The organism is Mucilaginibacter sp. UYNi724 (genome assembly GCF_054057495.1).
Genome location: NZ_JBSRZI010000016.1, coordinates 1 through 23,773 on the forward strand (window position 1 = coordinate 1; position 23,773 = coordinate 23,773).

Annotated in this window: 29 protein-coding genes; 8 read left to right on the forward strand and 21 right to left on the reverse strand. The window is 44.8% G+C overall.

Translation table 11 applies throughout. The features are described 5' to 3' along the window. The 4 genes from ACVW0P_RS18875 to ACVW0P_RS18890 form a co-directional block, all read left to right on the forward strand. Positions 1 to 278, forward strand: a 278-nt coding sequence (locus ACVW0P_RS18875) for a hypothetical protein (RefSeq protein ID WP_457133439.1), incomplete at its 5' end; no start/stop codon positions are given. Positions 279 to 573: 295 nt separating this feature from the next. Beyond that, entirely contained in the window at positions 574 to 807 is a 234-nt protein-coding gene (locus ACVW0P_RS18880) for a hypothetical protein (RefSeq protein WP_457133440.1), read from the forward strand. A 108-nt stretch (positions 808 to 915) separates the two neighbouring features. Next, positions 916 to 1,728: a helix-turn-helix domain-containing protein gene (locus ACVW0P_RS18885; RefSeq protein ID WP_457133441.1), complete on the forward strand. Its 813-nt coding sequence runs from the start codon at positions 916 to 918 to the stop codon at positions 1,726 to 1,728. 64 nt (positions 1,729 to 1,792) lie between these two features. Further along, positions 1,793 to 2,293, forward strand: a complete 501-nt coding sequence (locus ACVW0P_RS18890; RefSeq protein ID WP_457133442.1) for an SgcJ/EcaC family oxidoreductase — start codon at positions 1,793 to 1,795, stop codon at positions 2,291 to 2,293. A 236-nt stretch (positions 2,294 to 2,529) separates the two neighbouring features. Here ACVW0P_RS18890 and ACVW0P_RS18895 read toward each other — a convergent pair whose 3' ends face one another. The 3 genes from ACVW0P_RS18895 to ACVW0P_RS18905 all read right to left on the reverse strand — a co-directional run bounded on the left by ACVW0P_RS18895 (position 2,530) and on the right by ACVW0P_RS18905 (position 4,543). Then, positions 2,530 to 3,594, reverse strand: coding sequence for a DUF932 domain-containing protein (locus tag ACVW0P_RS18895; RefSeq protein ID WP_457133443.1), 1,065 nt, complete (start codon positions 3,592 to 3,594; stop codon positions 2,530 to 2,532). After that, the gene (locus tag ACVW0P_RS18900; protein WP_457133444.1) at positions 3,572 to 3,778 is read right to left on the reverse strand and encodes a hypothetical protein; all 207 of its coding nucleotides are present in this window, start codon (positions 3,776 to 3,778) and stop codon (positions 3,572 to 3,574) included. The genes ACVW0P_RS18895 and ACVW0P_RS18900 overlap by 23 nt, the downstream gene beginning before the upstream one ends. A gap of 189 nt (positions 3,779 to 3,967) precedes the next feature. Continuing rightward, complete coding sequence (locus ACVW0P_RS18905; protein WP_457133445.1) at positions 3,968 to 4,543, reverse strand: hypothetical protein; 576 nt, start codon at positions 4,541 to 4,543, stop codon at positions 3,968 to 3,970. Between the two features lie 746 nt (positions 4,544 to 5,289). Here ACVW0P_RS18905 and ACVW0P_RS18910 point away from each other — a divergent pair. The 4 genes from ACVW0P_RS18910 to ACVW0P_RS18925 all read left to right on the forward strand — a co-directional run bounded on the left by ACVW0P_RS18910 (position 5,290) and on the right by ACVW0P_RS18925 (position 8,884). Next, positions 5,290 to 5,865, forward strand: coding sequence for a TetR/AcrR family transcriptional regulator (locus tag ACVW0P_RS18910; RefSeq protein WP_457133446.1), 576 nt, complete (start codon positions 5,290 to 5,292; stop codon positions 5,863 to 5,865). 34 nt (positions 5,866 to 5,899) lie between these two features. Continuing rightward, the gene (locus ACVW0P_RS18915; RefSeq protein WP_457133447.1) at positions 5,900 to 6,571 is read left to right on the forward strand and encodes a hypothetical protein; all 672 of its coding nucleotides are present in this window, start codon (positions 5,900 to 5,902) and stop codon (positions 6,569 to 6,571) included. A gap of 873 nt (positions 6,572 to 7,444) precedes the next feature. Further along, entirely contained in the window at positions 7,445 to 8,332 is an 888-nt protein-coding gene (locus ACVW0P_RS18920) for a diacylglycerol/lipid kinase family protein (RefSeq protein ID WP_457133448.1), read from the forward strand. Positions 8,333 to 8,335: 3 nt separating this feature from the next. Continuing rightward, positions 8,336 to 8,884: a protein-tyrosine phosphatase family protein gene (locus tag ACVW0P_RS18925; RefSeq protein ID WP_457133449.1), complete on the forward strand. Its 549-nt coding sequence runs from the start codon at positions 8,336 to 8,338 to the stop codon at positions 8,882 to 8,884. 154 nt (positions 8,885 to 9,038) lie between these two features. On the opposite strand, the gene ACVW0P_RS18930 is transcribed toward ACVW0P_RS18925, so the two are convergent. From ACVW0P_RS18930 to ACVW0P_RS19015, 18 genes are all read right to left on the reverse strand, one after another. Then, complete coding sequence (locus ACVW0P_RS18930; protein ID WP_457133450.1) at positions 9,039 to 9,218, reverse strand: histone H1; 180 nt, start codon at positions 9,216 to 9,218, stop codon at positions 9,039 to 9,041. A 59-nt stretch (positions 9,219 to 9,277) separates the two neighbouring features. Further along, on the reverse strand, positions 9,278 to 10,573 hold the full coding sequence (locus tag ACVW0P_RS18935; RefSeq protein ID WP_457133451.1) for a hypothetical protein: 1,296 nt from the start codon (positions 10,571 to 10,573) through the stop codon (positions 9,278 to 9,280). An 11-nt stretch (positions 10,574 to 10,584) separates the two neighbouring features. After that, positions 10,585 to 11,637 (reverse strand): conjugative transposon protein TraM, encoded by a 1,053-nt coding sequence (gene traM, locus ACVW0P_RS18940; RefSeq protein WP_457133452.1) that lies wholly within the window; start codon positions 11,635 to 11,637, stop codon positions 10,585 to 10,587. 21 nt (positions 11,638 to 11,658) lie between these two features. Continuing rightward, positions 11,659 to 11,877 carry a hypothetical protein gene (locus tag ACVW0P_RS18945; RefSeq protein ID WP_457133453.1) on the reverse strand — a complete coding sequence of 73 codons (219 nt, stop codon included), beginning with the start codon at positions 11,875 to 11,877 and terminating at the stop codon, positions 11,659 to 11,661. After that, complete coding sequence (gene traK, locus ACVW0P_RS18950; protein WP_457133454.1) at positions 11,874 to 12,500, reverse strand: conjugative transposon protein TraK; 627 nt, start codon at positions 12,498 to 12,500, stop codon at positions 11,874 to 11,876. Before traK ends, ACVW0P_RS18945 begins: the two co-directional genes overlap by 4 nt. A 25-nt stretch (positions 12,501 to 12,525) precedes the next feature. Next, complete coding sequence (traJ, locus tag ACVW0P_RS18955) at positions 12,526 to 13,788, reverse strand: conjugative transposon protein TraJ (RefSeq protein WP_457133455.1); 1,263 nt, start codon at positions 13,786 to 13,788, stop codon at positions 12,526 to 12,528. Next, a complete protein-coding gene (locus ACVW0P_RS18960; RefSeq protein WP_457133456.1) occupies positions 13,785 to 14,414 on the reverse strand; it encodes a TerB family tellurite resistance protein in 630 nt (209 codons plus the stop codon). The genes traJ and ACVW0P_RS18960 overlap by 4 nt, the downstream gene beginning before the upstream one ends. Next, the gene (locus ACVW0P_RS18965) at positions 14,401 to 15,084 is read right to left on the reverse strand and encodes a hypothetical protein (RefSeq protein WP_457133457.1); all 684 of its coding nucleotides are present in this window, start codon (positions 15,082 to 15,084) and stop codon (positions 14,401 to 14,403) included. The genes ACVW0P_RS18960 and ACVW0P_RS18965 overlap by 14 nt, the downstream gene beginning before the upstream one ends. Continuing rightward, on the reverse strand, positions 15,068 to 15,751 hold the full coding sequence (locus tag ACVW0P_RS18970) for a conjugal transfer protein TraI (RefSeq protein ID WP_457133458.1): 684 nt from the start codon (positions 15,749 to 15,751) through the stop codon (positions 15,068 to 15,070). Before ACVW0P_RS18970 ends, ACVW0P_RS18965 begins: the two co-directional genes overlap by 17 nt. Positions 15,752 to 15,817: 66 nt before the next feature. Next, positions 15,818 to 16,186, reverse strand: a complete 369-nt coding sequence (locus ACVW0P_RS18975; RefSeq protein WP_457133459.1) for a hypothetical protein — start codon at positions 16,184 to 16,186, stop codon at positions 15,818 to 15,820. A gap of 17 nt (positions 16,187 to 16,203) precedes the next feature. After that, complete coding sequence (locus tag ACVW0P_RS18980; RefSeq protein WP_457133460.1) at positions 16,204 to 18,666, reverse strand: TraG family conjugative transposon ATPase; 2,463 nt, start codon at positions 18,664 to 18,666, stop codon at positions 16,204 to 16,206. A gap of 9 nt (positions 18,667 to 18,675) precedes the next feature. Next, on the reverse strand, positions 18,676 to 19,017 hold the full coding sequence (locus tag ACVW0P_RS18985) for a DUF4133 domain-containing protein (RefSeq protein WP_457133461.1): 342 nt from the start codon (positions 19,015 to 19,017) through the stop codon (positions 18,676 to 18,678). Between the two features lie 44 nt (positions 19,018 to 19,061). Next, entirely contained in the window at positions 19,062 to 19,406 is a 345-nt protein-coding gene (locus tag ACVW0P_RS18990) for a DUF4134 domain-containing protein (RefSeq protein WP_457133462.1), read from the reverse strand. Positions 19,407 to 19,458: 52 nt separating this feature from the next. After that, positions 19,459 to 19,986: a hypothetical protein gene (locus tag ACVW0P_RS18995; RefSeq protein WP_457133463.1), complete on the reverse strand. Its 528-nt coding sequence runs from the start codon at positions 19,984 to 19,986 to the stop codon at positions 19,459 to 19,461. Between the two features lie 133 nt (positions 19,987 to 20,119). Continuing rightward, a complete protein-coding gene (locus tag ACVW0P_RS19000) occupies positions 20,120 to 20,977 on the reverse strand; it encodes an RteC domain-containing protein (protein WP_457133464.1) in 858 nt (285 codons plus the stop codon). 242 nt (positions 20,978 to 21,219) lie between these two features. Then, positions 21,220 to 22,164 carry a response regulator transcription factor gene (locus ACVW0P_RS19005; RefSeq protein WP_457133465.1) on the reverse strand — a complete coding sequence of 315 codons (945 nt, stop codon included), beginning with the start codon at positions 22,162 to 22,164 and terminating at the stop codon, positions 21,220 to 21,222. After that, the gene (locus tag ACVW0P_RS19010) at positions 22,146 to 22,724 is read right to left on the reverse strand and encodes a GNAT family N-acetyltransferase (RefSeq protein WP_457133466.1); all 579 of its coding nucleotides are present in this window, start codon (positions 22,722 to 22,724) and stop codon (positions 22,146 to 22,148) included. Before ACVW0P_RS19010 ends, ACVW0P_RS19005 begins: the two co-directional genes overlap by 19 nt. Positions 22,725 to 23,062: 338 nt before the next feature. After that, positions 23,063 to 23,509 (reverse strand): hypothetical protein, encoded by a 447-nt coding sequence (locus ACVW0P_RS19015; protein WP_457133467.1) that lies wholly within the window; start codon positions 23,507 to 23,509, stop codon positions 23,063 to 23,065. Positions 23,510 to 23,773: the final 264 nt, after the last annotated feature.

The window sequence follows — 23,773 nt, forward strand, 5'->3', positions numbered from 1 at the left end:
AAAACGCTTTTACAGCTCTCGCTGCTATCGTTCGCCAGCTAATTGCCTGGTCAATTTGCCACGGAATCAGGTGGTCAACATCCCCGGAATATCAAGCTATCGGCGTATTTGTAGATATTGTTACAGGATGGACTGGACAGCAAGATAAACTAATCTATCTTTCTTACGACGGAAATTCTGGTACATTGATTCCTCATGTTAGATTAGATTTTATAGATCAATCAATAAATGAATTTGACCTTAAAGAAACAGGTAAAATTCGATTCAGAAAATTATAAATTTCTTTTGGACTTAGTTAATTATAGAGACTTATATGTTTTCAATGCGAAGCAAGCACTTTTGCCCGCAAGGGGCCGCGCGAAAAAATACCTCTCCATTCACCTGTTTACGGGCAATTGGAGAGGTATAAGCACTTTAACTCAATAGTGGATTCATGTTATGTTACGTTCCCCTCTCCTGACAAACTACCGACAAGCGTTATCGTTTCACCGTGCTTTTTGTAGGTTAAGCCGTCGATTTGTGTTAACATAATGATAATTTATTGTTACGTTAAAGTTATCGTAATTTTACCGGATGCAAATTGCAGTATACGTAATCTACGAATTGCTCATCAGGGTACAGGAATTGAACCCTGCCGTCGGTGAATATCTTCTCAATAAACAAACGGATAACGGCATCCTGGTGAGAACCACGGGCGGTTCTATCGCCATACCCGACGATATTTTACAGAGGCAGTTCAACGATCCCGCCTCGATCAGCCAGCATGAGATACTGGACCTGCTTGACGGCTTCAAATCGGGAGCATAATAGGTATTCCTGGGATATTCAGCTTTTTGAAAGTCTGATCGCTGATTTAGAGCTATAATTTTTTGGTTAGACTTTATAGATTTAGTGTCGTACCTTGAACAAATGAACATGGTACCATCGTTTTACGTTCCTCATCCTGCGCTCAGAAACCATATCAGTCATATTATGGTTGTTGAAGCGAAGCTTGATAAAGTTACCCTTGAGTTCAGTCCATTTCCGCCAACCCCTCAGCACGCCATCCATTTCTATCCAAGGGATGCAGTTGTTGTTCGTAATGATAAAAACGGCATTCAAAAACACCCGGCCAGTATCATCGTAGGCCCGCAAGTTAGCCAGGTTAATATTGCGATGGGCCTGCATCACATTATTGTTTCCGTGGCATTTATGCCTGGTGGTATGCACAGGTTACTTAAAATGCCAATGCATGAGTTATATGATGAACCCTTCGATGCCACACTATTATTAGGCCGCGAAATAGCGGAGGTAAATGAACAGTTACAGGAGGCACAAACAGCTTTTGATATGAAAAATGTGGTGGAACGCTTTTTTATGTACAAATTTAATTACTCTTTGCTTATGCCATGGGAACATGCTTTGAAAGCCCAATTACAAGGTAATATATCCATAGAAAGTTCAGCTTCATTAGCATGCCTTAGTTTGCGGCAGTATGAACGGCGGACCAAGGAGATCATGGGCTATTCACCAAAAGTTTTTTCGAGGCTAGTTCGTTTTTCCAAAGCCTACCGGTTAAAAGAGCGCTACCCCCGGTTAAACTGGTCTAACATAGCCTATACTTGCGGATATTTCGATCAAATGCATTTGATCAGGGATTTTAAGGAATTTACGGGCGCACTTCCCGGTGCGCTCGCCAAACAGATCAATAGTGCGCCAGCGCTATTGCAAGAACACATGCGTATATAAGATGTCGTGTTTTTACTATTTCTGCTCATGGTGATCAATTAGTTTTACAAAAAACATTTATATCATGAAAAGCAAATTAACATTTTTAGCAATTATTTTATCAGTTTTATCTGTACAGGCCCAAACAAAAAATGCAGATGTTAAAGCCATTGAAAAGCAAGTTGACGCGATGGTTAACAGCTGGAACACGCACGACCATAGTGATATGCAAACCTACTGCACAGCAGATTGCAGTTGGGTGAACATTGTAGGCATGTGGTGGAAAAATCTAAAAGAAGTTGAATACTCTACTCAATTTTATCACACTAACATGTTTAAGCACACTACCATGACCAATAAAGGAGTTTTTGTACGAATCATTAACCCGACAACGGCTTTAGTGCACTTTAAAAGTTATGTAAGCGAGTTCACCACCCCCGATGGTCACAAGATACCAGGTAGTGACGATATAGCCTTATTGGTATATGTAAAACTAAAGGGTAAATGGCTAATGACAGCCGGAGAGAATGTGGTTATTGACCCGGAAGCCCAAAAGAATGACCCGGTTTTGCACATGAACAAATAAAACCTGCTCCCATATTCATAACAGGTTAAATTTCTTTATAAATGAGGTTATAAATTCTGAAAGTTAGCACTAACCCACTAGTGTATTAACTGCTGGCTTACTACGTCATGAAATTAAATCACTTATCAGGCACTTAAAGCATGACGCTTTTGCGCCGCAAGGCGCCGCCCGGAATTTTCAGGCAGCAAAGCAATAACCACAGGTCTGTAATTCAGCCCTGTGGTTATTCTAAACCATCAGTTTAACGTCAAGTTACCATGTATAGCAAATTCCTCGCATAGATTAAAAGCGGTTTGGGAACGCTGTAAGCCCGTCCCGAATAGGATGGAATTTAGCTTGCTTTCTTCATCCCTGTAATTACGCACATTTTGGAAATAACCAGTTACTGCATTATAGCAACCATACAAAGTGCCTTTTGTGGTGGCTTCCTGCTGCGTAGAACTGGTAAAATGATAGTCCATTACCGAACTGACCATATTATTAAAATTGCTGGACAATTCTTCATGCTTTCCATTTTGCAGGTTCTGCAACACTTCCTTACTCGGTGCCATTGCCACCTGTACCAAACGTTTAACGGCACTATCTGTAATACGGATTTTAGACCAGTGGTTAAACACTTCCTCCAGTTCATTAGCTAGTAAATTAGTAATACCTAAAAGCTGGTGCGCCTGTTTCAGTTTATCGTGCGCACTGGCGGTATGGCGTATCTTAATACTATTAACCGCACCTTTCAAAGCGGCATTTAGAGTGTTGTTGCAGCAAATGCGAATTGGCGTAAATGCTGCCGTTATACTGCTATAACCATCGTGCGAAGTGGTCAAAAAGAGATAATTCTCAATAAGGTCGTCTTTTCCAACCCTGATATAATCGGGCAGTTTGGCGGTGATAAAAATACGTGCGCCGTTCTCGCCTAATGCCCCTGCCGTCTCGTATAAAATGCCATCCTTACCACCTACGATATTATCAAAGAAATCAAAGGCGTTTACATTCTGTATCACTTCATAGTCATTGCCTACCACGCCCAAAACCTGCTCGGTATCAGTACGCACGGTAGCGAAAAAGTCGGGCACTGCTATTTCAGGGATAATAATATCCGCTTCGGGGTCTGCGGTGTGGTTTTCGGTATCGTAGGTAAACAAAGGGCGTTTCTCTACGGTATAATCCAACTGTGCGTATTTGATCGCCTCTGCGCTGGTCGGGTAATCTTCTATAATTGTACCCAGGCCGTGCCAGGCTCTTTCTTTGACAGAAAAAAAGCTGTGCTTCCCTGTCTGCTCGTTATAATTTAGGTTGTGTGCCATGATTGATATTTTTAATGTTACGTACTCTTGATAGTAAAATCTCTGTTTCCAGTATGTTGATATTTGCGGTATCGGTTAAACTTAGCTTTGATTGGGTTTCTACCTCGTTTACGATCTCTGCAATACTGATATGGTCGGCGTGGACTGCCACACGAACCATAATAAAAAGGGTTTCGTATTTCATGCTAAATGATGTTGATTTTTGAACTCTGCCAACTGCCTGTAAAAGGCTTGGGGGTTGTCAGCTTTGAAATCCTCCCCGTAACCCTGCCAATAGATTTGGTCTAGGTGGTCTATAAATGCTGCTTCCATGTTGTTGCTGATTAGATAAAAGGAATAAATACCCCTGCCACAAAGCAGGGGCATTTAACAATTATGCAGGGATAATAATACCCGCTTCGATCTCTGCCAAACGGTTTACGCACATGCTGTTTACAAACTGTGCTACGGCTTGGATAATTACAGGGTTCTTAGTGGTGAACTTCCTGCGGTTATCGTCCTCAATGGTCAAAACGCAACCCTGAAAATGGTTTGCATCGGTTTCGTCGGCATCATCGATCTGCGCCACTTCAAAGGCTTCCAATGTATCAATGGTATCTAACAACCTGTCACGCTGTATTTTTCTGCGGTGTAGTTCTTCCACCAGTTTTAGGGTGCTTTCTAAATTCAGCACTATTTTTTGTGGTGCTTCAACTTTAACCTCTTTTGTGGTTGGATCTGCCTTTGGCTGTTCGGCTTCCGCATTGGGTGCTTCGGGCTTTGCCTGTTCGGTCGGTGCAGGTGTTCCCGCTTTCTTAGCTTCGGCTTCGCCCTTCGGCTTGTCGTCAAACTCTTTGCTTAACGGCAAACCGTTGGTTTTAGGCGCACCATTGTTTTCTACCTTAGCGTTTACCGCTGAACTGTTTACTTTATTAGCTGTTTTTCCGGATTCGATTACTGTAGTTTTCATGATTTTGATTTTAAATTTTTACTGATAATAATTTGATTCTGCCCTGTGGGCGTTTGTTCCTGTTCTTGCATTGCTTTTACTCCCTGCGGTGGGTGGGCTTCTGCCGTTTGCTGTTTTTGTGTTCATGGTGCTATCTCTTTTTTTAATAGGTCAGTCGGCAGGGGCCTCCTGTCTTTTTGATAAGCACCCTCACCTAAACCAATCCCTTTGTAAGGCAAGACTTTTCAGAAAAAAAAACCTCGTGAGCGTAGCGAGCAGGGAAGATTTTTTTCTGAAAACCCGTAGGGCACCGGTCTTGACGTCAAAGGGATTGTTGAGAGCTTTGCTACCAAAAAGATGGGTGGAATTATTGACCTGGGGTAACAGACACTTATCAAAGCATATAAAGTGGCAGGCAGCATGGGTGGCAGAGGAACGGAGCCACTTATGCCCTATGCGGTGAAGCTGCTGAATGGAGGAACGAAATGAGGTGGCTGGAACTGATGAGATAAATAATTGTAGGGTTATTTCCAGAACATGTTTACTTGTGTTATTAAAAGTTTATAAATGACAGCAGCCTAGATAGCGGAGGAACAGAGCTACTAATGCCATTTGCAGGAAGCGGCTGAATGCAGGTACGAAGAAGCGGCTACACTGCCGAATTATAATACCAGTATGAATAGCCGTTGGCCTACTTAAAAATCCATAATTAAAACAAAACCTAATAATATTTGTTAACCAACTGGTTAGTTGATTAACTAAATTTTATGACAACTGAAGAAAATATATTAAAGCAGGCAAGTTTGATCTTTTACCAAAAGGGGCTTGCAGGTGCAAGGATGCAGGAAATCGCCGACAAGGCGGGTATCAATAAAGCGATGCTTCACTATTATTTTAAAACAAAGGAGCAATTATTTGACAGGGTGTTTGCGCAAGCTTTCCAGGCTTTTGCCGGAAAGATTGCTGAAGTTTTAAATAGCGATATCAAACTGGAAGACAAGATCACCGAATATGTGAACCATTCCGTTGATGCTTTAACCAAAGATCCCGGCATACCTGTGTTTGTCTTGAACGAGCTTACCCATCATCCCCAGAGGATCACTGAACTGTTTGCCGGAAAGGATATGGTCAATTTTAATAATTTCAGGGAGCAGGTTGAAAAACAAACCAAAGGAAAGGTCGATCCGGAGATTTTGTTCGTGGATATGGTAGCGTTGTGCATATACCCGTTCATAGCGGCCCCTATATTTAAATTGATGCTCTATAAAACAGACCAGCAGTATAAAGATCTGCTACAATCAAGGAAAATGCACATTATCAAAGAGATACTGAGCAGATTATAACTTAACATATGGAATTACCCATTAAATACTGACTATGGAAACATCTAAGAGAACCCAAAACATCAGCATGGCCGTTGCGCTGCTGTTTATTATGATCGCCTGTATCCAGGGCTACCGGAATATCGGCTTGCCACCTGTTATCATCGTTGGAGGTTCAGGAATTATTGGCTTTATCATGTGGTACAGAACCTACTTAAAGCACCCGATAGACCCTAAGATCATTCTGCCCTTATTTCTATTGACCGTAGCGGCTTTGGAAATTCATATGTGCGAAGAGTATCTTACCGGTTTCGGCCCATCCATGAGCAGGCTATTTGACATCACCTGGACTGAAAAGACATTTCTGCTGATCTTCGCTTTCATCGGCCCTGTGCTTTATACCCTGACCGCGCTTGGTCTTTATTACCGTGTTCCGATCGCTGGGTTTATCGCCTGGTTTATTTTCATCGGGCCGGGCGTGGCAGAGTTCACACACTTCATTTTCCCCTTGATTAAACCGAGTATTTTGCCTGAAGTTACGCAAACCTTGTCCCAAAATGTAAAGGGAACCTTTATATATGGCATGCACAATTATTGGACGGAGGTAACGGGAAGCTATTATTTTTCAGGGATGTACACAGCTATACTACCGATGATTCCGGGTATTTGGGCAATCTTTACGATGATCAGAGCCGGTAAAGCAGCCAATGAGAATGTACAGGCTTAAACCTCTCAACTCGTCCATATAGCTTTTCTGCTTATTGTTTTTTTTAGAAACTTTTATAGCGAAGGCATTGGGACATGAAAACATGAATTACTTGTCTATTAGCAGCTTGTTCCGCAAGCACCTATGGCAGCGGTACCGTTTGAGCGGAAGCCAGAACAGGACTGTTTTCATAAAAGACGTGCGCGGTATTCTTTCCATATCAGACCTGTTTCCACGTCCGCAGGGGCAGGACTGTTCGGAAACAGGATGTGAATTTTTTACAGGTGTTACTTCCATGTTCAAAATCTACTTGGATCAAATAAATTAAACCTGGTCTTCATCATGCTTTTCTGGCTTCAGATCAGACTGGTTGGATTCTTGCTCAAATTTCTTTTCATCCTTCACATTTCTTTTGATTAGCCAGAAGATCAATAGGATGGCTACAAGGACGACCGGGACTACAATCAGATAGTTTATTTCCATAACGATTGGGGTAATGTAGATGCAGAGGAAGGGCTCGAACCTTCTGATGCTGCCCTAATTCAGCGCTCTGCTTTAAAGTATCAGCTCTACTTCATCTCAAAGGTACAGTACCGGTATCGGCTTCTTAAATTTAAGTCGTGATTTAATAATGGCATAACAATGTTTGCATGATTTGAAACAACAAGACAATGCCAAAATGATTAATTAATATCCCTGGGGCGGTCAAGCTTTATAAACGCCAACTATATACATTGTTATTCAGTTTTAACTGTTTCCAATTTTAAATACCGGTATAGCGTAGATTTACCTAAATGAAGGGTTAATTAATTATAACCATTTGATGAACTTAACCACTTGATTAAACTACCAGGCTGAATACCTGTTACCTTAATTAATATAAAAAAGCGAACGGTGAAATTTAAACATATACATTTTATTATCAATCCGGTCTGCGGCAAAGAAGAACCTATCTTGTCCTATATTAATAAGGCAATGACTATGGCCCAGGTTAACTGGGATATCTCTGTTACCAAAAAAAATGTCAATGCCGATGAACTCGCCAGGAAACTGGTCGGTAAAACAGATCTTGTAGCGGTTTACGGCGGGGATGGCTGCGTAACTGCGGTAGCTTCGGCGCTGCATGGCACCAACCTGCCGATAGCGATTATCCCTGGCGGTACGTCAAATGTTATGGCCAAAGAGTTCGGTATACCCATAGATACCGTTGAGGCGTTAGCCCTATTGGGAAAAGGAAAACATCGCATCATCGCAGTGGATATGGGACTGGCGAACGGAAGACCTTTCCTTTTGCGGGTCAATATGGGTATCATGGCCGATATGGTGACTGGTGCCGACCGCAATTTAAAGAACAGCATCGGTCAATTGGCTTATGGCGTAACGGCGGTCAAAACGCTGGCAGAGGCGAAAAGTATTAACTATGGGCTTAAGATCGACGGCAAAAAGATAGCAACTGCCGGCGTATCCTTGACCGTAACCAATTCGGGGAACATGGGGATCGGTGATTTTGCGCTACAGCCGGGTATTAGCATCACCGACGGACTATTAGACGTTATTCTTATGAAGGAAAACAGTTTGGCCTCTGTTCTTAAGGTGGCAGGAAGTGCCCTGCTGCACCAGGAAACGGATGCCTTGCAGCATTGGAAGGGCAAAAAGGTGGTAATCACTATGCCTGCAAAACAATCCTATATTTGTGATGACACTGAACATTTTGCTGAAAAACTTAAGCTGGAGATCGTCCCCGGTTCTATCCGGATGCTGGTGCCCGCCAAAATAAAATAAACAATGGTGCTAACTAAAATTAAAAGCTCGCTAAAGTTAACAGGACTTTTCCTTCAATATAATTATGACAATATCTACCGGGTTATTTTCGGAATGCCACGGCTTAAACGCTGCCAGATCACGGCGGATCTGTTTTTAGGTAGCCAATATAACCGGGTGGGGTTACGGAAAATGAAAGCGCTGGGTATTACCGCCATTATCAATATGCGGATACATTCGGTATATACCGAAGCCCAGTACCAAGGTTTCCGTTACCTGCACCTGCCTACCCCCGATAATACCCCACCGCCGCTGGATGTTTTAGTTCAGGGTGCTGACTTTGCCGATACCGAGATCAAAAAAAATGGCAAGGTTTATATCCATTGCCGCCAGGGATTGGGAAGGGGGCCAACCATGACGATTGCATATTTGTTAAAAACCGGACTGACCTTGGAAGATGCTTTGGTACTGATCCGGAAAGTCCGGCCTTTCATTAATCCCAGGCCCGGCCAGTTGGAGCGACTGAAGGAACTGGAAGCTTACTATAGCAAAGAAAAAGCAGCGGGTCATTGATTAAAAGCAAAGGGCGAATAATGTCCAAATGCGTTTAAAACGATTTATTCTAAAAACCACCCACAGTATTCTGTTAGGGAACTGTATAGCAAATAGTAAAGCCCGGTCGAAAAAGACCGGGCTTTACTTGGGAAATAAAATTGGCTGAATGTGGCTATTTGGCCTTGTTCTTTACATCGGTGACCTCATTTCTAAGTTCCTGTGCCAAAGCTTTGGTCTGTTGCAACGCATTGCGTAAGCGCGTACCGGCTGCCTTGTTACTTTTTTCAAAAAATGCTGTAGCATCACTTTCCGCTGATAAGATCAGCTCTTTTAATTTCTGGAAATTTTCCATGATATACTTTTTTAAGTTAAAAAATTAATGAATTCTTGTTTAGTATTTATGTCTTTTGTTTACACTCTTACCCCGCGGCTTTGTGAAAGGTCTTTTTGGGTATTTTTGCCTTTCTCTAACAGTGGATCATTTTTAACAGCCATCTGGAACTGTTCCCTTTTCTCCGGCTTGCCGTTCTCCTGGAACATATTCACTTGGCCATAACGGGGAACCGCTTCGATGCGCAGCTTCACTTCCTGTCCTTCTTTGACGGTCGTGATCAAAGGGCGGTTACCGTTCTTCAACGATTCCTCCAGTTTTTCGCGCTGCTTAGGGTCTGCCAGTTCCTTGATGTTGTATTTGTCCAGTACCGCTTTAAGATCGAAACCATAGGAAGGGTCGTGGAACTGCTTGGTCTTGAAATTATCAAAGCGGTCTTTGGCCTGGTCAAAATCCAGCTTGATCCACGCTTTGTAAGGCTGACCGCCCAAATTCAATAGATCATCACGATAAACCGAACGCCCCTGTATCAGGTTGGCCGACTGTTCAGCAGAAAAACCCTGGCCTTTTTCCACATACACGTTCTGCGTGACCGCAGGACTGTAAAAGGTTTTCTGGAAATCCTTGGCAACAAAGTTCACCTTATCCTTTTCCATGGTTGCCAAAGTGGTCTTATGGCCAATGTCTTTGCCTACGGCCAGTTCGCTGTTGCCTTTTTGTTCCTTAAAATAAATGATCGCTTCATGCGGGCTGTCGAACTTACGGAATACCGGCTTGTTCTGTTCGCCGGGAGAAATAACCAAATACTTTTGGTCGGCTTCCAACGGTTTGGCATTGTTCAGGGTTACCGAGTATTTATTGAAGTAGTAATAATCGGACTGGCCGGACTGCTTGAAGTGCAGCTGCAAATCTACCTGCCCCTTATCGGCAGGCAATTGGTGGCGGAGCTTGAACTCGGGAACATTCTTCTGCATGTTCTTTTCCATGTCTTCCGCAAGTTTTTTGGGAAAGCCGAGCTCTTTGAGCTCTTCTTTCAGGTTGTCCAAATTGTTTAAGTTCATCGCTTTATTTGTTTTTAATGATAAATCCAGATTGTTTATAGCCAAATCCGACAGTGGCTGTAATTGGCTTTTTTCCAGTTGCTTCAGATCGTAGATCAGGCTGCTGATCGGTACCGCCTCATGCCAATTGAAAATCTGCTGGTATTCTCTTGCATGATTTATAGCTTCGTGCTCATCTAAAAAGCAGGTCAGATCATATCTTGTATTGATCGGGTTATCGGTGTCATACACTACCCATTCATATCCTTTGTTCGACTGCTCTTGCAAATGTTCACGCAGTTCGCCTGCTTTGGCCGGATCGTTTAACTGTGCCATATACTTTGCTTTTACCTGATTTTCTGCTGGTTATTGCGCAGCAATACCGGCTGGCCTGATTCCAGTTTGACCTTGATCTTTTTGATCTTCTTGCTGAACAGGGATTTGGCGGCATCAATGCCGGCACCTGCTACCTGTGTGGCGATGGTCTGATCCATGCCATACATGCCAATGCTGCGCACCGCATCATCCGCGCCGCTACCTGCGGCACCTGCCAATTCAGCTTCCGGCGCATACAGTCCCGGCATTCCGTCGAGCGAATAGACCGACAGGTCAACCGGAATGATGGAAGTGCCCAGGCGGATATTCTTGATGTCAAGCAGCAAACGCTGGTTGGTAATCCGGCAGGTGCCAAAGATCTCGTGCCCTTTGGGGATCAGGTAACCATACAGGGTAACCGTATCCTGCAAGCGAAGCTTGATGGTAGCGCCCTGTACGGCTTTCTGCTTATCAACGATCTGTGCTGGTATTGCCTTGAACTTGGTATCGCCTTCGGTATTAGCTGGCTTCACCTGTTTTACAGCCACGCTTTCCGGATTTTGTATGGCTATAATTTTATCCATCATCTCACTGAGCTGCTTCATTTCCGGGTCTTCCGCCTTGTCCTCCTGCATGGTGCGCATCAGCTTTTCCAGGCGATCAACATCGCCAGTCATATTGCTGTTATTTGCTGGCTGCGAATACCTGGTGCCATAATCGACAGGTGGAACAGGCCGGTTAACTTCAGTGTTGATCTGCGCCAGCTTTTCATTGATGTGCTGCTCATTGGGATCAGGCACACTTGCCGAACCAAAGCCCTGTTTTGTAAACGAAGCGGGCAGACTATCCGCTTTTCCTGATTGCTCACGCCCGGCCAGTTCATAAAGGCTTAGTTTACTTTGCGGGTCTTCCTTTTTAAAGGCTGCATCGGGCAGACTGGTGTTGATGCCGGGTTTTGCTGTTAGCTGTGCAGCACTTTTACCTTTGCCACCGCCCAGGGCATAGAAGCCAAGCGACAGGAAAGGCAGTACCAATAGCGGTAATACCAGCAGCATCTTTTTGGTTCTTTCTTCTTGTGTTTTCATTTGATTATTTTTTAATGATGATTAAATCGAGTGAATAAGCAGGTAGAGGTTGATCGCCGCAAACAACACGCAGAAAAGGATCAGTAAAAACAGCCTTGACTTTGCTGACAGGTGAGCTGCCTTGCCGTTGAGGTAATCTGCTGCCTTTGTCTGTAAGCCGATGATCTTTCGGGCAATGCCTGCGGCCAGTTCCTCTTGTTTTGCGTTAACCGCCAGTAGTTTTTTTCGGAATAGTTTCATGGTTTGATCGCTTTAGGGTCTTCGTCGCGGTTTTCGAGTATCTCCCAGCCCTGGATCAAAAAACCGTGCGGGTTGTTGTCGGTCTGGGTTTTAATGTCCCGGATCGTTCCCTGTGATACTAGTTTGCGTTTGACCGTACTGCTGGAACGTACCAGTTTCTGGGTAGCATAGCAGATGAAGGTATAGGGACTGGCTTCCACATCCAACTTTATACTATCTACCTCGATGTCCTGGGAGATATTGGCGGAAATTAGGTTGTTGTAATAACCGCTTTCCTTCAGATTGTCATACTGCTTTTTAGCGGATTCATCGGCGAGGTAAAGCGCTTTGGAAATGTTCGCCTGTATGGCCTTATCATCCGGCGCGAGGTTAAAGAACAGCTGGTGAAAGGTTTTGATGTGGTCGCGCAGCTCTACCGGCAGGTTGCTCTTCCGATCCGAGGCAATGGCTTCCAGCACTTTTCCGTTGTACAGGATATGTACGCGGTTCTGCGCCTGGTTCACCATATCGTAGCTTTTGTAGATGCAAAAGCCTATGGTCAGCACATTGGCCAGGATCAGGAAGATGCTGAACGTTTTGATATGCTTAAAGGCGGTGTCTATGTTTTTAAATTGACTGAACATATAATTGGGGGATTAATGGTGAATGTTAGTTACCGGATAGTTTATCCCTTTGGTGCTGTGAACCGCCGGATTTGTCAGGAAAGTAATCGCTGTTGCCCGAACCGGAGAAACCCTGTTTGATATTCCGGTAGGCATCGCCCAAAGCGTCTGCCGCCATACCGCCACCAGCTATCGCCGCACCGCTTGCAGTAGAGCTGGTGTTACTCACAATGGTATTGACCCTTTGCAGAATGGTATTGCCGCCTCCGGCATGTACTACATAGTTTGCTACGTTCGGCACCGAGAAATAACCGACGATGCCGATCACCAGGAATATGAGATACGCCGTATCGGTCGAACTAAAGAAGGTATCGCCCTGCTGGCCGATCTGCGACAGGTCGAGTTTGAGCATGTTCTCCTGAATTTTCCCAAGGATACTGCCGAAGATATTGGCGATGGGCAGCCACAGGAAAATGTTGACATATCGGGCCAGCCAGACCGTGAGCGTATGCTGAAAACCATCGAACACGGCGAAGCCGAATACCAATGGGCCAAGAATGGCAAGGACGATCAGAAAGAAAGTGCGGATGGTATTGATACACAAGGCTGCCGAGGCATATAGCACTTCCAGCACCTGGCTAAGCCATTGCTTAATGCTATTACGAAAGTTGTAGCTTTGTTTTTCCGCCCAGAATTTCATGTCGTTGCCGATACCATCAAAAAAGCCTTCCTCTTCGCCGCCGGGATCTTTTGGATGGGTGTACTTGTACCATTTTTCGCGGTCTCCGCTACCGTCCTCACCAACATACATCTGCCATTGCTTGGATTTCTTCACGGCTTCTTCCTTTTGTTTGAGCAATGCTGCGATGGCTTTGTTACTATCTGCTACCATAGCACCGGTCGCTGAAACTGTAGGCTGTAATACTCCGTTCATCAGGGCGATGACTGCCGGAAAGGCAATTATCGCAAGCCCCAATGCAAAAGGGCGTAGTAACGGATAGAAGTCGATGGGCTCGGCAGCGGCGATCTGCCGCCATACCCGTGAGGCGATATACCACAGTGCGCCAAACCCGGCTATGCCACGGGCAACGCCGATCAGCCTGGAGCAGAGCGGCAGCATCTGGTCGTACACCTTGTCCAGTTCGCCCTGCATACTGCCGATCTCGTGGGCGATGCCTTGGGCGTGGGATAAGCCGGGTAGTAAGAGCAAAAGCAGTACGCCCCCCAGCCCCCTGAAGGGGGAGCTTTTGAGCCCCACCAAAACCCTCCCTCCCGGGGAGGATTTTTTGATTTTATGTTTTAGTTTCATGGTTGATAGATTTTTTGAAGTGTTTGTATATCGTTCTTTTCCTTTTGCCTTTGCAGGTTCAATAGACTTGCCTGTTTGTTAAAATCCCGCAAAAAGGAAAGCTTGTCTTGGGTATCGGCAAAGATCCGGTCAATGGCCTGCAAGCGTTCATCATCGCTCATCCGAAGCTTGGACGAGGTGATCACGTTCATCAGGGCGTCCAGGTTGTTTGAACTCTGATCGAACAGCTGCCCATAAACCTTGCTGAGATAGCTGATCTCCTGTTCATTGAAAGTGCCGGATGATTTGAAACGGTTGAAGGCGGTTTTGTACTCCGAAACAATATCCTTTTGATAGATAATAATGTCTGCCACCTTGTGGTATTTCCTGACCTCGGGGCTAACCAGCATCAGGCCGTCTATAAATACTTCATGCAAGCTGAAATTGCCCTGGGAGATGTTCTTTACCGCACTGTAGCCCGTATTCAGGATTTGATATCCTTTCTCCATGTCGGAAAGTATGTTCTTGAACTGGCTCAGCTTTTCGACGTTCAAAAGTAGTTGCTGTATCTCGGTGGATTGAGCTCTCGAAAAACTTGCAGTTGCTAATATTAAAAGCATTGGCAGCAGCATTCTAATTGATTTCATAAAACCTCCTCTTTTGATTAATGGATCTTTCTTCGCTCTCTTTTTGGCCGATGAATAAGCTGACCTCGCCGGTAAAGCTTTGGGTAAAAGCGGATTTGTCCTTCATTCCGGCATAGACCTGATCCAGCCGTTCGATGCGCTCATCATCGGTCATTTCCACCTTGCCTGAAGTGATGGCCAGTAGCAGTTCCTCCAGATCGGTCAGGCATTCATCCATTACCTTTTCCCTGACCGTAGCGATGTAGCGCCAGTCACCATCTGACAGCAGCTCATTGCTCTTTATGCCACCAAAACTTTTGCTGATCGAAATCTGCATCTCGATGATCTCGGCGACTTTGCTATTGTTGCGGATAAACGGGCTGACTGCTTTTAGCGAGCTGAAAAAAGCACTGTGCAAACCGAACTCACCGTTCTTAATATCTCGAACGGTGTGGATACCGCTTGTTGCAATGTCGTAGCCCTTTTTAGCAAATCCGATATAGACTTGCAAGCCCGCGATCTGCTTTAGCAGGTATTCTTTTTGCTTTTTCTTCTGGCTGAACCATTCGGCAAAGGTCTGCGCCCGGGCAGGCTGAAAGCTAAAGGCGCAAAGCAGAACGAAAATACCAAGTATGCTTAACAAGCCTTTTACCTTTCGCCTTTCCGCTTTTACCTTACTGATCGATTCCATATATTTCTTTTAAGTTGGCCACTTCATCCAGGGACTTAGCCCGCTGGATGCTTAAAGCGATGTTTTGCGAATTGAACTTTTTAAGGTCGCTGTAATTAATGTCCATCTGGTCAGCGGCGGCATTAATGATCTCCAGCCGTTTGGCATCGCTCATCTGGGTTTTAAAGCTGTTCACGACTAAAAGGATCTGGTCAAGGTTCTTGATACTGGCATCCAATATGCCGGAATACACCGTTTCCATATAGGTGAGTTCCTCCGGCGTAAAGTGTTTGTCCTTGCCGAACAGGCCCCAGGCCCATTTATACTCGTCCACAATGGCCACCTGCTTTTCGGTCAGGTCTTTGATCCGTTTATAGTAGGCTATAGCCGACTTGATCTGCCAAAGCTCATTGTAATACTGGCTATACAATTCCTTTTGCTTTTCCGTCCAGTCAGCGATCTCGGTCAGTTTCAGTTTTGACAACTGGTTTTCCAACACCTTCTGCGCATTCTGCAGCCAGATGGTTAAGTTCTGTAGGCGCTGTACCTTCAGGTCAACCGCCTTGATGACTTTTTTTACGCCCGCCTTAATGACTTCCACGATGGCGATCTGTGCATTTGCCTGGGAGGGCAAAGCGACAAACAGCGTCATAGCGCTTAAAGGCAGGGCGACCATGTATTTTTTCATAAAGCCCTCTCTAAATCTCCCCAGGAAGGGGAGACTTATTAATTTTAATAATGTGTTCATAATTGATTAATTGATCTTTTTGTATTCCCGCTTGCCGACTTTCAGCGTGCCTGTTTCAGGATATAAAGTGATGAGCGTACCCTTGCGGGTTTCGGTCAGGGTCTTGGTGCCCTCATCATAGATGGCGCTCCATTGCTCGGTTTCGTGTTGCCGCTTTCCTTTTTTACCATCGGTAATGACGTTAAAGCCGGTCTTGCGCTGAATAGAGAAATTGTTGCTTTGCGCATGTTCAATGACCAGCGTATCTTTCGCTACGCTGTATTCGCCTCCGGCGCTATTGACATAGGTGCCGGGAATAAATTCTCTTGTTTTGTAGGTGGTGCAGGCGGTAACTAACAGTACCGCAATTGCACATAGATAAAATAGTGTTTTCATGTTTATAGATTTTAGGGTTAAGAATTCTGGTTACGGAGTTCCTGTGCCAATACCGCAATGCCTTTTTGAATGCTTCCATACTTTTCGGCATATTGCTGCACTTTCATCTTCTCGCTTTCCTCAGTCGTGTAGGCGAGATATTCCTCCAAACTAACTTCTGTCCGGTAAACCTTGCTGTACTGTCCGCCCAGGGAAATGAATACCTCTTTGTACTTGCGTTTTGGATCATTGGCTTTGTTCATGGAGAGTACCTGCGCTTTTTCCTTATCAGTAAGGCCCAATAGTTCCTGTATCGCATCGAACTTATTCTGGTACTTACTTTGATCGAGCAGGATCTTGCAGTCCGAATTATTGATGATGGCCTGCTTTACAATGGGAGAAGAAATAATATCTTCAATTTCCTGAGTTACGACAATGGCTTCGCCAAAGAACTTCCGGACCGTTTTAAAGAGGTACTTCAGGTATTCGGCCATGCCTTCTTTGGCGATAGCTTTCCAGGCTTCTTCTAAAAGTATCATCTTACGGATACCTTTAATCTTGCGCATCTTACTGATAAACACCTCCATAATGATGATTGTTACCACCGGGAAAAGGATCGGGTGGTCTTTCACCGCATCCAGCTCGAAGACAATAAATCGCTCGTTTAACAGGTTAAGGTTTTCGGTAGCATTTAACAGGTAATCATATTCGCCTCCCTTGTAGTAAGGGTTCAGCACGTACAAAAAGTTACCAATATCAAAATCCTTTTCTTTAACCTTGCCGTCTTCCAGCACCTGCATGTATTCCTGCATCAGGTAATCGTAGAAAGAATTGAAGCAGGGGAAGATATCGGGGTGTGTATCCAGATGCTGGTAGTACAAGGTTAGCGCATTGGACAATGCCACGTATTCCGAACGTTTAAAGGGTTCATCGTCCTTTTTCCAAAGGGCCAGTAGCAAGGTCTTGATACTTTCCTTTTTCTCGGTATCCAGCACATCACCATCGGTCAGATAGAAAGGATTGAACTTGATCGGGTCTTTTTCCGAATAAGTGAAGTAGTAACCACCAACCAGGTCACATAAGCCTTTATAGCTATGACCCACATCTACGAGTACCACATGCGTACCCTGCTCATAATAGCTGCGCACCATGTGGTTGGTGAAAAATGATTTACCCGAACCGCTGGGGCCGATAATGAACTTGTTGCGATTGGTGGTATAACCCAACTTGATCGGCTCGTCCGATATGTCCGTGTGTACCGGCCTGCCACTAAGCCTGTCCCCGAAGCGGATACCAAAGGGACTGATCGAAGAACGGTAATTCGTTTCCAGGTTTAAGAAACAAGTAGCCTGCTCCAAAAAGGTATCGAAAGTGTCATTCATCGGGAAGTCGGCCTGGTTTCCCGGCAGCCCTGACCACCAGATCTGCGGCGCACCGTCGGTTTCCTCTTTGGGCGTGGCATCCATTTGCGCCAATGCGGAACTCACCTTATTCTTCAGGTCTTTGATCTCGGCTTCGTCCTCTGACCAGGCCAATACATTGAAATGCGCTTTGACCGGCAGGCGCTGCTGCCCGATAGCCTCGTTCAGAAAATCGTTAGTCGCATCGCGGGAGATGGCGTTTTCACGGGAGTAAGCCGACAATGATTGCAGGCGAAGCTTTTTCGCTTCCAACCGTTTGAGCGTTTTGGGCGCATCTTCGATAAAGATGTACTGGTTGTACATGTGATTGCAGGGCAATAACTGGCCTAATGGACTGGCAAAGCCGATACTGAACTTCGTACGGTCGGTACTGTACTTGTCGTAATTGATCCGGCTGCCGCATAAAGCGGGCAGGTCTTCCGCATCGGATAAGGTAAACAACTTGCAGTGCGCTTCGCCGATACGCAGCTCGTCTTTAACATGCACATCACGGATCGTTTTCTCGCCTTCCTTTTGCAGGAAGCAATACTTTTCGATGATGCCAGGGCGGTTGCCTGTACCGGCAAGCTCTTCATCGCTCAGCCTGCGCAGCGTGATAAAGCCGCTGTCCTTCAGCACCCGCTCGAACTGCCCAGCACTGTCAAGAAAGTCGTTAAACAAAACCTTGTTAACGGTATGTTGTGGCACAATGGACTTGCGCAGGATGTTGGAATAGACCGAACTAGAGAGTTTTCTATCCTTTGGCTTCTTAGTCAGGAAGATATAGCAGCGGTGGTCCAGGTAAGGGCGCTCATTAAAAAAGCGTTCACTTGATCGTGATAAAAAACTGTTGTCGTCAGTTTCAAAGTTGGCCTGGTACCTGGTTTCGGTGAACCAGTCCTGTTTATGAAAGATGCTGTTAACAGGCAACAATTTGATGGCTTTGATCAGTGTCTGGTGATACGCCTCGTAATCCCTGTCGGAAAGCGTAAAGATCTCCGGGAGGCTTGCCTCGTAGGCGATGGTGATGTCGCCCTGTGCCGATACGATGGCATTATGTTCCACCGTGCTGATCGGCATAATTTTTTCGATTGCGGTCATGAGCCCCTCCTAAATCCTTCCCGGTAGGGAGGACTTTTTGTTTAAGTGAATGAATATTTTTCTTGAACTGAACTTGAGGTAGTGTGGCAGCTGCCTTTTGGCAAAGTACTTCATCAGGCCATGTTCCCCGTATTTGTGGCTGAGCCGGAACACGGTAAAGAACAGGCCGCCACCCAAGCCGAAGATCACCGGCAGGATAATGAACAGGCTTAGGCCGCAGATATACAGGATGGCAAAACTGATCAGCAACAATACCAACCCTACAGCGAGGTAGGCGATGTACTGTGCCCGCAATCCCTTAAATTCTATGGGCTTATTGATGCCTTTGTTGATCTGATATACTGAACTCATGATTTCTTTTGTTTAAATACCTGCCAGCGGCAGGTAAGGGTGGATTATATACCGAAGAATGATTTGAGTACGGTGGCCACGACCACCAAGAAGATACAGGAGCCGAACCAGGCAGCAGCTACCTTGTTGGTGTCCGGCTCTCCCGCATTCCACTTGTTAAATACCTTGATGGCACCTATGATGCCGACTACTGCACCGATGGCATACATCAGGTCGGTTCCGGTGTCAAAATATCCTTTTACCTTGTTGGTGGCTTCAGTTATACCCGCATTACCGTCTTGCGCGAAAAGAGACAGGCTGGTCAGCATGTTGTACGCGCAAAGGGTGAAAGATAGTAGCAGGAATCTGGCGAAGATTTGCTTTTTTGGACTATTGAATTGATTTTTCATGGGAATTGCTGTTTAAAATGACGGATTGAATTGATTTGAAAGGAAAGCATGCTTAGTCCCAGAGGTCTTCCAGTTCCTCATCGGTAAGCAGGAAGGGCGCATTGTCGCGGATATTGCGGTTGATATCCTCCAGGTTGTCGCTTGCAGCTATCTTCGGGTACTTTTCCTTGATCCGGTGAATTAGCGGAAAGAAGTCAGATTTACCGCCATCCTTATTTTCCAGATCACGGAAAACGCCTTTCAGTTCTTCCAGCACATCGGGCACCAGCCCAAGCTGTTGCTCTTTGTTGTGCGGTTTTTCAGCGAAGCGGATACCGTCCATCGCTACTGTTTCCATTCCTTCCGGTTCAACGGGTCTTCCCATCAGGCCACCGTTTTCAGCTTCCTTCAGTTCAGGTTCATCTTCCAGTTCGTGTGCCCATTCCTTGCGCAGCTTTTCCGGCGATTTTTCCTTGGTCTTTGGCGTAAAAATGACTTTTGCCTTGTCCCGATAATACAGCAGGAAAATGGCCAGGTACCAGACCAGCGAGAGTACGAATGCGGCAACCAGAAATTGTTGCCAGGTGAATTGTTCTAACATAATCTTTTGCTTTTGTCCTGCCGCTCCATTGCGGCAGGAATTACAAAAGCAAAGGTCTGGAGACCGCCCATTTTCGTTTCGCAAGCACTTCGCAACTTGCGAACGATTTATCTGCAAACAATTGATTATCAGCTCAAGTTTTAACCTTTTTCAATGAAAGGGCCTCATCAATATGGGCCAAAATAGCGTCCTGCATCTGCTCCAGAAACCGTGTAATGGCAGTTGTCTTGCGGTTGCGGATGTCCATAAAGTCCCGGTAGGTGCGGGAAAGATCGACATGAAAGTGTTCTTCCATAAAACGGATGATCAGCGCGATATCGGCGTTGCCATTGTTGAACTGACCGGTAAAGAAGAGGCCGTAAATGATCTCTACCAGGTTCACTTTATCGCCCGTCCATACCAGTTTCTCGCCTGGCTGTTTTTTTGCCGGAATCTCCGGTGGGATCGAAGCCGGGTCAAGTTCCCTGATCCTGGTCAATACAAATTCCTGCAACTGTTCAAATGCCCTGATCTTGGAAAACAGGTAATCGCAGCTGGTGGCAAACTCGGGGTCAAGTTCCGGCACTTCAGGGATCAGCACGCTTTGCACCTCTACGCCACGCACAAATAACAGGCTATCCAGTTCAGTTGCCCCCAGGCGGTAGTACTGGTAATAAAAAGCAATCAGCCTAAAGAAACGCTGGATCACCTTTAATTCCTCGTTATAGGCGGCTTTCAGCACATCTTTGTCCCCAGCAGGGATGCCGGTTACGGTCCCGTACCATTCCTGGTAGTAAATACGCAGGGAAAAGAATTTGGGCTTGATATGCTTAAAGAAATGGATCTGGGCAGCTTCATCCTCAAAAGGGTTTTTAAGCACATGATCCTTTAATTTTTTTAGTGCTTCTCTGACACATTTCAGCACGGCGGACAGGATCTTAAACGGTTCGGCTTCCGTTGCAACAATTTTTTCAATTTCACCGGTAAGCTGTCCGTACAGCTTTTCACTCATCTTTTTTAACATAATAAACAGTTTAAGTAATTCCTGCTGTCTTGCCGGTTATCCGGCTACCTCAACCAAGCAGGAGATGCGTAGTTGTTCCTCCATAGAATTTAATTAAAAATTTAAACGACAAATATGTAGGAGATTTTATTCAGAACGGTTAGCAAATAATGCGTATTTTACTACGCATAGCGTACGTAATTTGCATTAGCAAACGTTAGACCTCCTATACTTTAAGAGGTTAGATGGAATTAAATGTTGTTCATTCTTTCGATAAGTTTCGAGCGGGTGGTTACGTTTACCTTGTTAAAAATGTTTTGGACATGTTTGTTGACCGTCCTTTCGGAAATAAAAAGTTTTTCTGCAATCTCCCGGTACCGAAGCTGTTGGCAGATCAGCATAATCACATCTGATTCCCTTGCAGAAAGTCCGAACCGTTTGCAGTTCAACTCAATTGCCAAGGTGTCTATAATGATCAATTCCAGCCCAGCATAATGTGCACCTTCACGTCTAACGCGGCGAACTGTTTGGAAAATAAAAATGCAGGTGATAAATAAAAAACCAAGGTTAGTAAACAGCACTTCGGTTAGCTGGCTGAAACCGAAGTAGGCGATAACAGTCATTGCTGACCAGGGCGCAACCGCGCAGTAAGCCATGATTTCCTCAAAATAGTAATTCTGGTTCCGGTTTTCTCGGTAAGCGATCCTGATTGCCCTAAATATTGCCCGCAAAAGTACCAGAGAGTAAAAAAAAGGCGAAATCATACCGTAGCGGATAGAAAGATCCAGATCTGCGGTAAAAAGGTAAGTAATAACAAAAAAAATTAGGTATGGTAATAATAGGAAAAGGGGAACTCCATAAAGGGCATGGAAACGCAGCAGCTTAAGGTCGAAAGCCTTATAAAAATAGTAAGGGAAATAGGATGCGACCATAAAACCGCTGCCATAGGCAATGATGTTCTGGGCATTAACAGGAATATGAAATGCAGGATCGGGAAACAAACCACCTGTAATATTGTAAATAATCAATAATAACAACAGGATCAAATACCACCTGCGGTGCCCGTCTTGCGGACGCAGATAATAGATAAGTAACTGGCAGATCAGCATGATAATTTCCAGCAATACAAAAATAAAGGTCACCCAATGCATCTCCGTCCCCAAAATCATTGCTGTACTTATTTGGCTTGTTCGCATTTGAGAAAGTGGAGGTTATAGCCCAGATTAAGGGTATCATATTCCTCAAAACCAAATTGTGCATACCAGGGCAGGTTGCTAACGGTAGAAGTTTCCAGATAAACGGGTAACCCCTTACTTCGTGCCTCCAATATAATGTTGTGTAACAGCAGGCTGCCGGCTCCTTGGTGCTGGGAAAGCGGATTAACCCCGATGAACCAAAGGTAGCACATATTTTCCTTTGGCTGCTTCGCCTTAATCCTGGCTTCCCGAGCTATTGTCTTTCTGATGCCACCTAATCCAACGGCCTGAAAGATCAACCTGATGTCCAGCCCCACAGATGCCAGGGATGTTTGCTTTAAATGCGGATACAGGGTCAGTGCACAGGCCTTGCGGTTTTCGCACAGCCATACTTCACCAAAACGGTAGCAGACCTCAAATGAATAGTCCATTAGGGCTTGGATGCGTTGTTCTCGTTTATCGTCTTGAAGGACAATATAATTTACACTTTGGTTATCGATAAAAGATTTTGTTAGTATATCAATTACCAGGTTTTTGTCTTCTTTTGTTGCTCTTTTCATACGTCGTAACAATGAGCTATTTATCAATGGTTTCGTAACTGTTATTCCATAGGCAATCTTTGTTTTTATAATTTTTTAAAAGTTTGATTATTCTAGATTTTGTTTGCGACGCCCTGTTTAGATAATCCTGATGACCATTACCAGGAATGTGGAATTATTGATAATGTTAATTACAGATGCGATGTCCATAATTTGGTTTTTGATAATGCTGTAATCACTTCGTTTACACCTGTAGCACATGAACCGCTGCAAGGGGAGAAACCGAACAGCTATTTTACGAGAAAGCTCTGGGTATCCGTTTTCCTTGAGTGTAGGTACTGCAATTCGGGCGTATTCATTTATCTTGGAGCAGCGTCATTGTTCTTTAGTCCGATCACAAGCTTCTTTTTTCTAAATTCATATACCATCGGCGTACCTTTAAGCTGTTCCTCCAATATGCTTCTAACCGTAACGTCTCTATATTCCGCCGCTTTTGCCTTATAAGGCAAAAGCATCAGTGTATTATATTCAAAATTTTGTCCGGAGCTTGCCTGCAATCTGTTGATTACACTTTCCAGGATTTCCGCACTATAGACTTTCATGGTTATCCGGCTGTCCAATACGGCAGGTTTGTGCTGCTTTTGTAATGCGCAACCACTGAGCAGTGAAAGTATAGCTGTCAAACAAAACAAGTTCAAACGCCTCAACGAATCCATACCAAACATAACCAAATGAACAGTGAAAAAAACAACATACCAAATGCTATGGTAAACAAACCCATCGCCAGCAGATGTCGATTGTAGCATGTATTTTCAGATCGATGCGGCATGGCTAAGTTGTGTTAGAATAATAAGACTTATGCAGCCGACAGCCAATGGCAGTAATCCGCCCTTACCGAGTACGGGATGATTAACTGGTTCATCAAATTTGATGTTGCAAAAAAAATGCTGGAAGGCTGGTTTGGGAACATGTCCGTACCAGCGCCTGTTCAGCAGACATGTTATTGCAACTAGTATTGTGTCAAGAATAGAAAAAATCCAGATTGCTGTAGTTGTTGTTTGCATCTATGT

Coding starts and splice junctions, on each gene's coding strand:
- ACVW0P_RS19005 (WP_457133465.1), bottom strand. CDS start 22,164: ATGCGAACAAGCCAAATAAGTACAGCAATGATTTTGGGGACGGAGATG.
- ACVW0P_RS18925 (WP_457133449.1), top strand. CDS start 8,336: ATGGTGCTAACTAAAATTAAAAGCTCGCTAAAGTTAACAGGACTTTTC.
- ACVW0P_RS18905 (WP_457133445.1), bottom strand. CDS start 4,543: ATGAAAACTACAGTAATCGAATCCGGAAAAACAGCTAATAAAGTAAAC.
- ACVW0P_RS18965 (WP_457133457.1), bottom strand. CDS start 15,084: ATGGAATCGATCAGTAAGGTAAAAGCGGAAAGGCGAAAGGTAAAAGGC.
- ACVW0P_RS18945 (WP_457133453.1), bottom strand. CDS start 11,877: ATGAAACTATTCCGAAAAAAACTACTGGCGGTTAACGCAAAACAAGAG.
- ACVW0P_RS18880 (WP_457133440.1), top strand. CDS start 574: ATGCAAATTGCAGTATACGTAATCTACGAATTGCTCATCAGGGTACAG.
- ACVW0P_RS18990 (WP_457133462.1), bottom strand. CDS start 19,406: ATGAAAAATCAATTCAATAGTCCAAAAAAGCAAATCTTCGCCAGATTC.
- ACVW0P_RS18900 (WP_457133444.1), bottom strand. CDS start 3,778: ATGAAATACGAAACCCTTTTTATTATGGTTCGTGTGGCAGTCCACGCC.
- ACVW0P_RS19015 (WP_457133467.1), bottom strand. CDS start 23,509: ATGCTACAATCGACATCTGCTGGCGATGGGTTTGTTTACCATAGCATT.
- ACVW0P_RS19000 (WP_457133464.1), bottom strand. CDS start 20,977: ATGAGTGAAAAGCTGTACGGACAGCTTACCGGTGAAATTGAAAAAATT.
- ACVW0P_RS18995 (WP_457133463.1), bottom strand. CDS start 19,986: ATGTTAGAACAATTCACCTGGCAACAATTTCTGGTTGCCGCATTCGTA.
- ACVW0P_RS18980 (WP_457133460.1), bottom strand. CDS start 18,666: ATGACCGCAATCGAAAAAATTATGCCGATCAGCACGGTGGAACATAAT.
- ACVW0P_RS18930 (WP_457133450.1), bottom strand. CDS start 9,218: ATGGAAAATTTCCAGAAATTAAAAGAGCTGATCTTATCAGCGGAAAGT.
- traM (WP_457133452.1), bottom strand. CDS start 11,637: ATGAAAACACAAGAAGAAAGAACCAAAAAGATGCTGCTGGTATTACCG.
- ACVW0P_RS18985 (WP_457133461.1), bottom strand. CDS start 19,017: ATGAGTTCAGTATATCAGATCAACAAAGGCATCAATAAGCCCATAGAA.
- ACVW0P_RS18970 (WP_457133458.1), bottom strand. CDS start 15,751: ATGAAAAAATACATGGTCGCCCTGCCTTTAAGCGCTATGACGCTGTTT.
- traK (WP_457133454.1), bottom strand. CDS start 12,500: ATGTTCAGTCAATTTAAAAACATAGACACCGCCTTTAAGCATATCAAA.
- ACVW0P_RS18960 (WP_457133456.1), bottom strand. CDS start 14,414: ATGAAATCAATTAGAATGCTGCTGCCAATGCTTTTAATATTAGCAACT.
- traJ (WP_457133455.1), bottom strand. CDS start 13,788: ATGAAACTAAAACATAAAATCAAAAAATCCTCCCCGGGAGGGAGGGTT.
- ACVW0P_RS18885 (WP_457133441.1), top strand. CDS start 916: ATGGTACCATCGTTTTACGTTCCTCATCCTGCGCTCAGAAACCATATC.
- ACVW0P_RS18935 (WP_457133451.1), bottom strand. CDS start 10,573: ATGGCACAGTTAAACGATCCGGCCAAAGCAGGCGAACTGCGTGAACAT.
- ACVW0P_RS18895 (WP_457133443.1), bottom strand. CDS start 3,594: ATGGCACACAACCTAAATTATAACGAGCAGACAGGGAAGCACAGCTTT.
- ACVW0P_RS19010 (WP_457133466.1), bottom strand. CDS start 22,724: ATGAAAAGAGCAACAAAAGAAGACAAAAACCTGGTAATTGATATACTA.
- ACVW0P_RS18890 (WP_457133442.1), top strand. CDS start 1,793: ATGAAAAGCAAATTAACATTTTTAGCAATTATTTTATCAGTTTTATCT.
- ACVW0P_RS18910 (WP_457133446.1), top strand. CDS start 5,290: ATGACAACTGAAGAAAATATATTAAAGCAGGCAAGTTTGATCTTTTAC.
- ACVW0P_RS18915 (WP_457133447.1), top strand. CDS start 5,900: ATGGAAACATCTAAGAGAACCCAAAACATCAGCATGGCCGTTGCGCTG.
- ACVW0P_RS18975 (WP_457133459.1), bottom strand. CDS start 16,186: ATGAAAACACTATTTTATCTATGTGCAATTGCGGTACTGTTAGTTACC.